Source organism: Mangrovihabitans endophyticus (assembly GCF_014646155.1).
Taxonomy (GTDB): Bacteria; Actinomycetota; Actinomycetes; order Mycobacteriales; family Micromonosporaceae; genus Actinoplanes; species Actinoplanes endophyticus.
The window spans coordinates 125,567-138,026 of sequence record NZ_BMMX01000012.1 but is presented as its reverse complement, the minus strand read 5'-3'; the positions used below and the strand labels follow the sequence as shown (position 1 = coordinate 138,026).

Sequence of the window (12,460 nt, the reverse complement as noted above, 5' to 3'; positions counted from 1 at the left end):
TGCTCTGCTCCGACGCACCAGTGTACGCGCCACCGGTGCGGGACAGCCCGTTCGCCAGGCGCGAACTCCGGCCGTACGGGCGACGCGCTCACCGCGACGGGTGGACGGGCAGCACCTCGGTGAGATCCGTACGGATGCCGCTCGCCTGCACCCGTCCGGACGCCGTGGCGTCCGCCCAGCTCAGTCGCCCGGTGGCGACCAACAGCCAGGTCATCGGATCGGTTTGGACCACATTGGGCGGTGTGCCGCGGGTGTGTCTGGGACCAGCGACACACTGAATAGCGCCGAACGGTGGAACGCGGACCTCCACCGATCGGCCGGGCGCACGCCGTGCCAACTCGCTCAGCAGCGCTCGGACGGCATCGCGCAGCACCACACGCTCGGGTTCTACGCCGCGATCCAGCGCGTCCAACGCCTGGTCCACCGACTCGGATTTATTGTGCGCAGGGGACACGACGGGACGATACGACGCGTTGTGCGAAGAACTCCAAGCGGCCCTGGGTCGCGCGAAACACCCGTGACAAGGCATAGTGGCCGACGGCGTATACCTAGTGGGTCCTTCCATGTGCGAAAGGCGGTAATCGTGACGACGCACCTCCGAGCCAGGGCTGTCCAGGCTGGTGCGTTAGTGGCGCTTGCCGGCGGCACGGTGGCCCTTGCGGCGTCGCCGGCCCTGGCAGCGCCGCCCGACGTGCAGATCACCAGCCTGTCGGCGACCAATGTCGACGCCGGCGGGCGCACCACCATGCGGTACACGGTCCGCAACCCGAGCCAGGACGAGCCGGCTTCGGTGCGGGTCAACGTCAGCGGCATGGACTGCGCCGGCGACTGTTCGCCGTCGGTCACCCTGCAGCCCGGTGGCAGTCAGGACTTCACCGCGAACCTGACCGCCGGGCCGGTCGACGACGGCAAGACCAAGACCGTGAAGGTTCAGGTCAAGGCGACCGCGAACGGCGAGAGCGGGACGGCTTCGCAGAACGTCACGGTGCGCGGACCGGACAAGCCGGCCCAGGTCCGCCAGATCAGCGGGCGCGTGCGCGACCCGGACGGCAAGGCGATCTCCGGTGCCCAGGTCCTGATGAAGGACAGCGGCAACCACCAATACTCCACCACCACCAACGGCGACGGCCGGTTCGTCTTCACCTCGTCGGACGGCAAGCCGATCACCCCCGGCACCATCTCCATCGGCGCGATAAAGGACGACTTCAACCCGGCGTCGACAAACGTGCAGGCGGGCGCGAACAAGACCGTCAACGTGACGCTGACCCTCAAGCCGATCGCCGCCGCCTCCCCGTCGGCGACACCGTCGGAGACCGCGAGCCCGACGCCGTCGGCGACCGAGGAAGCAACCGAGGAGGCCACCGACGAGGCCACCGAGGAAGCCAGCAACCCGGCGACCGATCCGGCCGCCAACGCCGACGACAGCGGTTCCGGTTCGATGCTGTTCATCATCATCGGTGGCCTGCTGGTCGCGGCCGGCGTCGGCGCGATCGTGCTGGTGCTGATGCGCCGCAGGGAGGCCGGCGGCGACGACCCCGGAGCGGACGACCCCGACGGCGCGAACGTGCCGGGCGCGGCGCCCTACGGCGGCATGGCCGACGCCACGCGCGTGGGCGCGCCCATGGGTGGAAGCAACGCCAACGACGCCACCATGGTGGCGACGCTCGGGCCGGGTTCCCTGTCGGACGCGCAGACCATGCTGCACCAGGCGGTCCCGCCCATCCCGGCGGACGACGAGTTTCCCGATCCGTACGGTGTTCCGGCCGGCCAGCAGTGGTCACCTCCGCCGGGGGCGGCCAGCGCCGCGGCAACGGCGGCGGCGGCGAGCACGCCGTACGGCGGCGGCACCTACGGCGGCGGCGCACAGCCGTACGGCGCGAGCGAGGAGCGGGCGTACGGCGACCGGGGTTACGGCGGCGAGCGGGAGCGCTTCGACGAGCCGACCGGCATGTACCGCCCGGAGCAGGACGGGTACCCGGAGCCGGACTACGACCGCGGCGGTTACCGCGGTGCGGAGCCGGGTGGCCATGACGGCTATGGCCGGCCGACCGACTACCCGCCGGCTGGTTCCGGCCGGGCACGCCCCGAGCCCGCAGACGGCGGGCCCTACGCCTCCGGTGGCTACGGCCATGAGCCCGACCGTGCCGCCGATCGCGGCGGTTACGGCTCCTGGGACGCCCCGGCCGACGGCATCGACAGCGGCAACGCCTACGGAGCGCCGAGCGGGGGCAACGGCTACGGCGACGGCCAATACGGCGGCGGCACCGACGACCCGCGCGGCGGCAACCCGTACGGCGGCGGCACCCAGCAGTACGGCGGCGGCCGGTACGGCGGCGACCCACGCGGCGGCGGCACCTACGACGGCACCCAGCAGTACGGCGGCACCGCCCCCCAGCAATACGGCGGCAACCAATACGGCGGCGACCCGCGCGGCGGGCAGTACGACGACGGCCAATACGGCGGCGGCACCCAGCAGTACGGCGGCGGCGCCGCCCCCCAGCAATACGGCGGCAGCCAATACGGCGGCGACCCGCGCGGTGGGCAGTACGACGAGGGCCGCCACAGCGGCGACTACGGCAGCGCACGACCGGGCGGGGCGTACGGAAACGGCCCGTCCTCCGGTGGCGGCTACGGTGCCGGAGGCGCGGACCCGCGCGGCGGTTACGGCAGCCCGGCCGGGGGCGGCGACGGAAACTACGCCGGAGGTTCCGGACAGTACGGACGTGACGACCGGGGTGGCTACGGTCGGCCGGACGACTACCGCGGCGGCGACTACCGCGGCGGGTACGACCAGGGCGGCAACGCGTACGACGACCGCGGCGGCTACTACGGCGGCGAGCAGGGCGGCGGGCGACACGGCGAACCGCCCCGCCAACCGCGTGAGTCGACGCACCCGGGCCAGCGGCGTCCGCTCGACTGGCTGGACGACTGAAGAACGCACCACGCAGACGATGAGGGCCGGCCCGCTTGATGCGGACCGGCCCTCATCGTCTGCTCGGAAGGTGCCTCAGGATCCGGAAGGGTCGGCCGCACCCTCGCGGGGTTCCTCGCCGCCCTTACGCGCCGGGTCCGTCAGCTCCAAAGTCACGGACGGGCCCGGGGACGGTTCGGTGTCCGGCAGCGCCGGCGTCTCGGGAGCCAGCGTCGTGCTTTCCGGCCGCTGTGCTTCCTCGGGCGCGCCGTGCCGGTTGGCCAGCTCGGCCGTGCCGCCGAACAGACCGGGCAGGGTCGCCGTGTGCGCGGCGCGCAGTTCCTCCAGTGACACGGTGAACTGCCCGCGCACCTCAAGTTCCGGCTCGCCGGTGGTGGTGCCGATCTGCGCGCAGTTCACGCCGCACTCGGCGGCCAACTCGACAAACGCCTGCTCGTGTCCACGCGCGACGGTGACCAGCGCGCGCCCGGCCGACTCGCTGAACAGGTGCACGAACGGGACGGTCGGGTCATCGGACTCCGGCAGACTCACCCGGGCGCCGACGCCACGGCGCAGGGCGCTTTCGGTGAGCGCCTGCGCCAGTCCACCGTCGGAGAGGTCGTGCGCCGCGACGGCCAGTCCGGCCCGAGCCGCACGAGCCATCAGCACACCCAGCGCCTGCTCCTTGGCCAGGTCCACGCGTGGCGGGCGGCCCCCGAGATGGCCGTGGGTGACCCAGGCCCACTCGGACCCGGAGAGCTCGCACTCAGTGTCGCCGAGCAGGAACAGCAGATCGCCGTCCGCGTCGGCCGGCGCCGGGAAGCCCATCGGGACGCGGCGGGCCACATCCTCAAGGATGCCCAGCACGCCCACCACCGGGGTGGGATGGATGGCCGCCGCGCCGGTCTGGTTATAGAAGCTGACGTTTCCGCCGGTCACCGGAATGCCGAGCTGCTGACATCCATCGGCCAGGCCGCGGACGGCCTCGGAGAACTGCCACATCACCGCGGGATCTTCCGGCGAGCCGAAGTTGAGGCAGTCGGTCACCGCGGCCGGCTCGGCACCGGTCACGACCACGTTGCGGTACGCCTCGGCGAGCGCCAGCTTCGCTCCCTCGTACGGGTCGAGCCGGGCGTATCGGCCGTTGCCGTCCACCGACAGCGCCACGCCGAGCCCGGTGCGTTCGTCGATCCGCAGCACGCCGGCGTCCTCGGGCTGGGCCAACACGGTGTTGCCCAGCACGTACCGGTCGTACTGCTCGGTGACCCACGACTTGTCGCACAGGTTCGGCGCGCCGACCATGCGCAGTAGGGTCTCTCGCAGCTCGTCCGGAGTGGACGGCCGCGGCAGCGTCTCGGCGTGATCCGCCTGGAGCAGGATCAGGTCGCCCGGTTCCCGGAGCGGACGAGCATAGACGGGGCCGTCGTCGGCCAGCGAGCCCGGCGGCACATCGACCACGACGTGATCGTTCCACGTGATCACGAGCCGACCGGGCTGTCCCCCGGCCTCGCTGGGGGTGACCTCGCCGATCGCGGTCGCCCAGACACCCCACTTCTCCGCGGTCGCCAGCACGGCATCCAGGTTCTCCGGCGTCACGATCAGCAGCATGCGCTCCTGGGATTCGCTGGCCAGGATCTCCGTGGGGGACATGGACGGCTCGCGCAGCGGAACCCGCTCCAGCCAGACCCGCATGCCGGTGCCGGCCGCGGCGGCCGTCTCGGTGAGCGCACAGGTCAGTCCGGCGCCACCCAGGTCTTGGATGCCGGCGACCAGCCCGGCGTCGTAGAGCTCCAGGCAGCTCTCGATCAGCAGCTTCTCCATGAACGGGTCGCCCACCTGCACCGACGGCCGTCGCTGACCGGCCGCATCGTCGAAGGTGGCGGAGGCGAGCACCGAGACACCGCCGATGCCGTCGCGCCCGGTGCGAGCGCCGAGCAGCACGACCACGTTGCCGACCCCGGCCGCTTCCTTGTGCTGCAGGCGCTGGACCGGCAGCACGCCGATGCTCAGCGCGTTGACCAGCGGGTTTCCCTGGTAGCACGGGTCGAAGACGACCTCGCCGCCGATGTTGGGCAGGCCGAGGCAGTTGCCGTATCCGGAGATGCCCGCGACCACCCCGGGCAGCACCCGGGCGGTGTCCGGGTGATCGGCGGCGCCGAAGCGCAGCGGATCCATCACCGCGACCGGACGGGCGCCCATCGCGAGGATGTCCCGCACGATGCCGCCGACGCCGGTGGCCGCGCCCTGGTAGGGCTCGACGAAGCTGGGGTGGTTGTGCGACTCCACCTTGAAGGTGACCGCGAGCTCGTCGGAGATCTGCACGACGCCCGCGTTCTCCCCGATGCCGGCGAGCATCCGGGTGTTCTGCGGCACCTTCTCGCCGAACTGCCGCAGGTGCACCTTGCTGGACTTGTACGAGCAGTGCTCGCTCCACATGATCGAGTACATCGCCAGCTCGGCGGCCGTCGGCCGACGCCCCAGAATCTGCCGGATGCGCTCGTACTCGTCGTCCTTGAGACCCAGCTCGGCGTGCGGCTGGAGGTCGTCGGGTGTGCTGCGGGCCCGCTCCACCGTGTCCGGCGTGCCGAACCCCTCGGCCAGCACATCGGTCGCGGCGAATCCGGTCGGCTTGCCGCCGAACCCGGACGCCGACTGGTTCGGCATCGCTGGCGGCGCCACAACGTCGTCGGCGGCCGTCTCGGGCTGCGTGGTCATATGAGCTATTCCCCCTGCTACTGGCCGCTTGCCGGTTACCGGCTGCTTGCCGGCGCGCCGGCCAGGGTGTGCAAGACGGAGGCGAAGAAGCCGAGGCCGTCGAGTGACGGCCCGGTCAGCGCCTCCACCGCGTGTTCCGGATGCGGCATGATGCCGACCACGTTGCCGGCCTCGTTCGTGATCGCCGCGATGTCCCGCTGCGATCCGTTCGGGTTGCCGCGCACATAACGGGCGACCACCCGGCCCTCGGCCGCAAGCTCGTCCAACGTACGCGCATCGGCCACGAAGCAACCCTCGCCGTTCTTCACCGGGATGAGGATCTCCTGGTCCGCGGTGAACTGGCCGGTCCACGCCGTGGAGGTGGATCCGATCCGCAGGTGCTGGTCGCGGTTGCGGAAGTGCAGATGCTGGTTGCGGGTCAGCGCGCCGGGAAGCAGGTGCGCCTCGCACAGGATCTGGAAACCGTTGCAGATGCCGAGCACCGGGAGGCCGCCGCGGGCGGCGTCCGCGACCGTCTCCATGACCGGCGCGAAGCGAGCGATCGCACCGCAGCGCAGCGCGTCGCCGTAGGAGAAGCCACCGGGGAGCACGACCGCGTCGACGCCGTGCAGGTCGGCGTCGCCGTGCCAGAGACGGACCGCTTCGGCGCCGGCGAGGCGCACGGCCCGAGCCGCGTCGCCATCGTCCAGCGAACCGGGAAACGTGACCACACCGATCCGCATGGTCATGCGGTTTCCGCCGGGACCTCGGCAAGGCTGACCGTGAAGTCCTCGATCACCGGGTTCGCCAACAGCTTGTCGGCGATCTCCCGGGCACGGTCGAGATCCGGTTCACCATCAAAGTCGATCTCGATGCGCCGCCCGATGCGCACCGAGGTGACGTCGGTGACTCCGAGGCGGGGCAGCGCGTTCGCAACCGCCTGGCCCTGCGGATCGAGGATCTCCGGCTTCAGCATGACGTCGACGACGACGCGAGCCACGGGCACTCCTGACTGTAGGTGCGCAGTTGGGAGCCCCTCTACGGGGCGAGCAGCCCGAAGCCTACCTTGTAGGTTCGCCGATCTCCGTATCGGCCGCTGTCGGCAGACCGACGCTCAAGACTCTGAGCAGGCGTTCGGCGTGACGCGGACCACTTTCGAGGCGTCCCGTGCCGCTCAGAGGATCGGTGCGGGCGCGTATGCCGCCGCGTCCGGATGCGCTGACACGATCGTGGCCACCAGGTCGGCCACCGCCTGGACCTGGGAGCCCGCCGCGCCCACGAAGGCGGCGCGGTCGGCCACCATGGCGTCGATTTCGGCCCGGGACAGATCCAGCCGACCATCCGCGGCCAGCCGGTCGAACAGGTCGTTGTCGGACACACCCTTCTCCCGCATGGCCAGTGCCACCGCGACCGCGTGCTCCTTGATCACCTCGTGCGCCGTCTCCCGGCCCACGCCCTTACGCACCGCGGCGACGAGGATCTTGGTGGTGGCCAGGAACGGCAGGAACCGATCGAGCTCGCGCGCCACCACCGCGGGATAGGCGCCGAACTCGTCGAGCACGGTGAGGAATGTCTGGAACAACCCGTCAGCGGCGAAGAAGGCATCCGGCAACGCCACCCGGCGGACCACCGAGCACGAGACATCGCCCTCGTTCCACTGGTCCCCGGCCAGTTCCCCGACCATCGAAACATAGCCACGGACGACCACCGCCAGCCCGTTGACCCGCTCCGACGAGCGCGTGTTCATCTTGTGCGGCATGGCGGACGATCCGACCTGGCCCGGCTTGAAGCCCTCGGTCACCAGTTCCTGGCCCACCATCAGGCGGATCGTGGTGGCCAGAGAGGACGGACCGGCCACGATCTGGGCGAGGGCGGCCACCACGTCGTAGTCCAGGGAGCGCGGATAGACCTGGCCGACGCTGGCCAGCACCCGCCGGAAGCCCAGGTGCCCGGCGACCCGCTCCTCCAGACAGGCCAGCGCCGCCGTGTCGCCGTCGAGCAGGTCCAACTGGTCGGCGGCGGTGCCGACCGGGCCCTTGATGCCGCGCAGCGGATAGCGCTCGATCAGGTCGTCCAGGCGCTCGTACGCGATCAGCAGCTCCTGGGCCGCCGACGCGAACCGTTTGCCCAGCGTGGTCGCCTGCGCCGCGACGTTGTGCGAACGACCGGTCATCACCAGGTCGCTGTGCTCGACGGCAAGGGCAGCGAGCCGGGCCAGCGTCGCGACGGTCCGCCGCCGGATGACCTCCAGCGAGGCCCGGATCTGCAGTTGCTCGACGTTTTCGGTCAGGTCGCGAGACGTCATTCCCTTATGGATGTGCTCGTGCCCGGCCAGCGCGCTGAACTCCTCGATGCGCGCCTTCACATCGTGCCGGGTCACCCGCTCCCGCGCCGCGATGGACGCCAGATCGACGTCGTCGACCACCGCTTCGTACGCCTCGACCACCCCGTCCCCGACCGGTACGCCGAGGTCGCGTTGCGCCCGCAACACAGCGAGCCAGAGCCGCCGCTCCATCCGGATCTTTTCTTCCGGCGTCCACAGGGCGACGAGTTCGGCGGAGGCGTACCGGGCGGCGAGCACGTTGGGGATGGTCACGCGACCGATTCTCCCACGGGCGCCTCGACCCGTTCCGGCAGCTTGTGCCGCAGCGTACGGACGTCGCGGCCGCCCAGCATGAAGAGTGCCGCCGCGGTCGTCAGCGCTCCATCCGGAACATGGCCACGGCGGTGGAGGTGCGCACGGTTCCCGGCGTACCCGGCGGCCGTGCCGCCTCGTGCAGGTCACGCGCAGCGGCCAGGATCCGGTCACGGTCGTCACCCACCGCGTACCGGTAACGCTTCGCGACGCCACCCCGGATGCGTTCCTCGCCGGCTGGCACGATCAGGCCGACTTCGGCGATCCGGCGCAGGTGATAGCTGGCGTTGGCGTGCGTCAGGCCGAGCTTGCGGGCCACTTCGGCGGCGGTCATCGCGGCACCGGCGAGCAGCGACATGATCTGCAACCGCACCGGGTGCGCGGTGGCCCGCATGGTGGCCGTGCGGGAGGAGGCGCCGTCACCCAAAGACATGTTGGGGAGCCTGTTTCATCGACACCCATCAGTCAAACGATCCTTTGGTGGTGGCAGACTGCGTGACCGCGGTGTTGTCGATAGGGTTACCCGTGAGTAGGTCCGACGATCGTTCCGAAAGGTCCACCGATGACTGATTTCAAGCCCGAATCCTTCGCGTCGATCGGCCCGAAGGAGTTCGCTCAGCTCGTCAAGTCGACCCCCGACTCGAAGATCGCCGAAGTGATGGGCGGCCCGGACCGCTCCAAGATCCTCGACGAGGTCTTCAACCGGATGCCGACCCTGTTCCGCGCGGACCGCGCCGGCAGCACCCAGGCGGTGATCCACTGGAACATCACGGGAGGTCCCGGCGACAGCACGGACACCTACGAGACGGTGATCGAAAACGGTGCGTGCACGGTCACCAACGAACCGGTCCGCGACCCGAAGCTGGCGATGACGATGGACCCGGTCACGTTCCTGAAGGTGGTCTCGGGTGACGGCAACCCGATGATGATGTTCATGACCGGCAAGATCAAGGCAAAGGGCGACCTGGGCCTGGCGGCGCAGGTGGCGAAGCTGTTCGACATCCCCAAGGCATAACGCCAGGCCCCCAGCCCACAGGCCCCCAGCCCACAGGCCCCCAGCCCACGGGCCCCAGCCCACGGGGCCCCAGCCCACAGGCCCCCAGCCCACGGGGCCCAGCCCACAGGCCCCCAGCCCACGGGGCCCAGCCCACAGGCCCCCAGCCCACGGGGCCCAGCCCACGGGGCCCAGCCCACGGGGCCCCCAGCCCCGCCGATCTTGGAGTTTGTGTGCCCGAGTTGGCACACCATGACCGACAAGTCCGACCCAAAGGCTCAAGATCGGCGCGCGTTCCCCTGACATCCGCGCCGATCTTGGAGTTTGCGGGCGGGCATAACAGGACTTTTCCCGTCGTAACCGGCACACTAACCTCAAGATCGGCCCGGCGCGGCCCGGCACGGCACGAACGGCGCGGCCCGGCACGACACGAACGGCGCGGCCCGGCACGAACGGCGGCCCGGCACGAACGGCGGCCCGGCACGACACGAGCGGCGGCCCGGCACGACACGAGCGCCGCGGCGCGGCATGAGCGGCGCGGCGCCGCGAGCCGGGTGCGGCGGCGGGCTCGGTGGTCAGGCCATGATCTTGCCCTGCACGGCCTTCAACGCTATGTCCGTGCGGTGCTGAGCGCCCGCCAGGTCCACCCCGTCCACCAGGGCGTACGCCGCATCCCGCGCCGCCGCCAGGTCCGGGCCGACACCCGTCGCGCACAGCACCCGGCCACCGGACGAGAGCAGCGCGCCGTCGTCTGCTCGCCGAGCCGTGCCCGCGTGGATGATTCCGGGGCGTTCCCCGCCCGTGATCTCGTCGCCCGTGCGTGGCTTGCCCGGATAGTTCGCCGCCGCCACCACGACGGTGACCGCGGCGCCGGAGTGCCACCGTAAGGGCGGGCAGGCGGACAGCGTCCCGGTCGCCGCCGCGCGCAGCAGGCCCGCCAGCGGCGTGTCCAGCAGCGCCAGCACAGCCTGTGTCTCCGGGTCACCGAAACGCGCGTTGAACTCGATGACTTTAGGCCCGTCGGCGGTGATCGCCAGCCCGACATACAGCAAGCCCGCGAACGGCGCGTCCCGGCGGCGCATCTCGGCCAGGGTCGGTTCCACCGTCTCCCGCATCACCCGGACCACCAGATCATCCGGCGCCCACGGCAACGGAGCGTACGCGCCCATGCCGCCGGTGTTCGGCCCCTGATCTCCGTCGAAGATCCGCTTGAAGTCCTGGGCGGGCAACAGCGGGACCGCCGACGTGCCGTCGGTCACCACGAACAGCGACACCTCCGGCCCGGACAGGTATTCCTCGACCACGACCTTTCCGCAGTCACCGGCGTGTGCCAGCGCGGCGTCGCGGGACTCGGTGACCACCACACCCTTGCCGGCCGCCAGACCATCGTCCTTGACCACGTGCGGCGGCCCGAACTCGTCCAGCGCCCGCCGCACCTCGTCCGGCGTGCCGCAGGTCCGATGGCGAGCGGTGGGCACGCCGGCCGCGCTCATCACGTCCTTGGCGAACTCCTTCGAGCCTTCCAGCCTCGCCGCCGCCGCCGACGGTCCGAAACAGGCGATCCCCTTGGCGCGTACGGCGTCTGCCACGCCCGCCACCAGCGGCGCCTCGGGCCCGATCACCACCAGATCGGCGCCCACCTCGGCGGCCAGGTCGGCGACCGCGCCGGGATCCGCGGGCTGCACCGCGCGCAGTTCCGCGATCTGAGCGATGCCGGGGTTCCCGGGCGCCGCGACCAGGTGCTCCACGGCGGGGTCGGCGGCCAGGTTGACGGCAAGGGCGTGTTCGCGCCCGCCGGAGCCGATCAGTAGTACGCGCACGGCCGCAGATCCTACCCAGCGCCCGCGCCCGCACGTCGCACACGCTGCCGTCACGTAAACTCCACCAGTACTCGGGCTTCTCCGCGTACATCACACGTAAGACGGAAGGCGTGTTGAGAAGTGCCAGTGATCGTGTTGGTCGGCGCCCAGTGGGGCGACGAGGGCAAGGGTAAGGCCACCGACCTTCTGGGCGACCGTCTCGACTACGTCGTCAAGTTCAACGGCGGCAACAACGCCGGGCACACGGTGGTCATCGACGGCGAGAAGTACGCCCTGCACCTGCTGCCGAGCGGCATCCTCACGCCGGGCGTCACGCCGGTGATCGGCAACGGCGTGGTGGTCGACCTCGCGGTGCTGTTCGAGGAACTCGACGGGTTGCAGGCCCGCGGCATCGACACCTCGCGCCTGCGGATCAGCGCCAACGCGCACGTCATCCCGTCGTACAACCGATCTCTCGACAAGGTCAGCGAGCGGTTCCTGGGCGCGCGCCGGATCGGCACCACGGGTCGCGGGATCGGGCCGACCTACGCCGACAAGATGAGCCGCCTCGGCGTACGCATTCAGGACATCTTCGACGCATCGATCCTGCGGCAGAAGGTGGAAGCCGCGCTCTCCTTCAAGAATCAGGTGCTCTCCAAGATCTACAACCGCAGCGCGATCAAGCCGGACGACGTGATCGCCGAGTTGTTGTCCTACGCCGACCGTCTCCGCCCGTACGTGGGCGACACCGCCCTGGAACTGTCCAAGGCGCTGGATGCCGGCAAGGTGGTGCTGTGCGAAGCGGGCCAGGCCACCTTGCTGGACGTGGACCACGGCACCTACCCGTTCGTGACCAGCTCCAACGCGACCTCTGGCGGGGCGTGCACCGGCGCCGGCATCCCGCCGACGCGCATCGACAGCGTGGTGGCGGTGCTGAAGGCGTTCACCAGCCGGGTCGGCGAGGGCCCGTTCCCCACCGAGCTGCACGACAAGTTCGGCGACTACCTTCGCGAGGTCGGTCACGAGTACGGCACCACGACCGGCCGCCCACGCCGGATCGGCTGGCTCGACCTGGTGATGGCCCGGTACGCCCAGCGGATCAACGGCGTCACCGACTTCGCCCTCACCAAGCTCGACAACTACGACGGCTTGGACGAGATCCCGGTCTGCGTGGCGTACGACGTGAACGGCGTGCGCCACGACGAGATGCCGGTCAACCAGTCCGACTTCCACCACGCCGTACCGGTCTACGAGACCCTGCCGGGCTGGAAGGCGGACATCTCGGGTTGCCGCTCCTTCGAGGACCTGCCGAAGGACGCGCAACGCTTCGTGGAGTTCGTCGAGCACCGGGTCGGCGCTCGGGTCTCCATCGTCGGCGTCGGTCCGGGCCGCGAGGCGGTCATCGAGCGGCACCCGGTGCTGTGAAC

Annotated in this window: 10 protein-coding genes; 3 read left to right on the top strand and 7 right to left on the bottom strand. The window is 70.7% G+C overall.

Translation table 11 applies throughout. The features are described 5' to 3' along the window. Positions 1-88 precede the first annotated feature (88 nt). Entirely contained in the window at positions 89-454 is a 366-nt protein-coding gene (locus IEY73_RS15875) for a sterol carrier family protein (protein ID WP_229715863.1), read from the bottom strand. 174 nt (positions 455-628) lie between these two features. On the opposite strand from IEY73_RS15875, the gene IEY73_RS15870 reads away from it, so the two are divergent. Further along, positions 629-2,932 (top strand): carboxypeptidase-like regulatory domain-containing protein, encoded by a 2,304-nt coding sequence (locus IEY73_RS15870; RefSeq protein ID WP_189079977.1) that lies wholly within the window; start codon positions 629-631, stop codon positions 2,930-2,932. Positions 2,933-3,007: 75 nt separating this feature from the next. Here IEY73_RS15870 and purL read toward each other — a convergent pair whose 3' ends face one another. The 5 genes from purL to IEY73_RS15845 form a co-directional block, all read right to left on the bottom strand. After that, positions 3,008-5,626, bottom strand: a complete 2,619-nt coding sequence (purL, locus tag IEY73_RS15865) for a phosphoribosylformylglycinamidine synthase subunit PurL (protein ID WP_189079976.1) — start codon at positions 5,624-5,626, stop codon at positions 3,008-3,010. Positions 5,627-5,661: 35 nt separating this feature from the next. Then, positions 5,662-6,354: a phosphoribosylformylglycinamidine synthase subunit PurQ gene (purQ, locus tag IEY73_RS15860; RefSeq protein WP_189079975.1), complete on the bottom strand. Its 693-nt coding sequence runs from the start codon at positions 6,352-6,354 to the stop codon at positions 5,662-5,664. Continuing rightward, complete coding sequence (purS, locus tag IEY73_RS15855) at positions 6,351-6,605, bottom strand: phosphoribosylformylglycinamidine synthase subunit PurS (RefSeq protein WP_189079974.1); 255 nt, start codon at positions 6,603-6,605, stop codon at positions 6,351-6,353. Before purS ends, purQ begins: the two co-directional genes overlap by 4 nt. Before the next feature lie 174 nt (positions 6,606-6,779). Beyond that, complete coding sequence (purB, locus tag IEY73_RS15850; protein WP_189079973.1) at positions 6,780-8,201, bottom strand: adenylosuccinate lyase; 1,422 nt, start codon at positions 8,199-8,201, stop codon at positions 6,780-6,782. Positions 8,202-8,301: 100 nt separating this feature from the next. Further along, positions 8,302-8,673, bottom strand: a complete 372-nt coding sequence (locus IEY73_RS15845; RefSeq protein ID WP_189079972.1) for an ArsR/SmtB family transcription factor — start codon at positions 8,671-8,673, stop codon at positions 8,302-8,304. 129 nt (positions 8,674-8,802) lie between these two features. Between IEY73_RS15845 and IEY73_RS15840 the strand changes: the two genes are divergently transcribed. Further along, positions 8,803-9,255, top strand: coding sequence for an SCP2 sterol-binding domain-containing protein (locus IEY73_RS15840; RefSeq protein WP_189079971.1), 453 nt, complete (start codon positions 8,803-8,805; stop codon positions 9,253-9,255). A gap of 554 nt (positions 9,256-9,809) precedes the next feature. On the opposite strand, the gene purD is transcribed toward IEY73_RS15840, so the two are convergent. Beyond that, a complete protein-coding gene (purD, locus tag IEY73_RS15835; protein ID WP_189079970.1) occupies positions 9,810-11,054 on the bottom strand; it encodes a phosphoribosylamine--glycine ligase in 1,245 nt (414 codons plus the stop codon). Between the two features lie 120 nt (positions 11,055-11,174). On the opposite strand from purD, the gene IEY73_RS15830 reads away from it, so the two are divergent. Next, entirely contained in the window at positions 11,175-12,458 is a 1,284-nt protein-coding gene (locus IEY73_RS15830; protein ID WP_189079969.1) for an adenylosuccinate synthase, read from the top strand. The last annotated feature ends 2 nt before the right edge of the window (positions 12,459-12,460 follow it).

What these genes read in the sequence shown, in the direction of transcription:
- purL (WP_189079976.1), bottom strand. Translation starts at nt 5,626, where the DNA reads ATGACCACGCAGCCCGAGACGGCCGCCGACGACGTTGTGGCGCCGCCA.
- purQ (WP_189079975.1), bottom strand. Translation starts at nt 6,354, where the DNA reads ATGACCATGCGGATCGGTGTGGTCACGTTTCCCGGTTCGCTGGACGAT.
- IEY73_RS15845 (WP_189079972.1), bottom strand. Translation starts at nt 8,673, where the DNA reads ATGTCTTTGGGTGACGGCGCCTCCTCCCGCACGGCCACCATGCGGGCC.
- IEY73_RS15840 (WP_189079971.1), top strand. Translation starts at nt 8,803, where the DNA reads ATGACTGATTTCAAGCCCGAATCCTTCGCGTCGATCGGCCCGAAGGAG.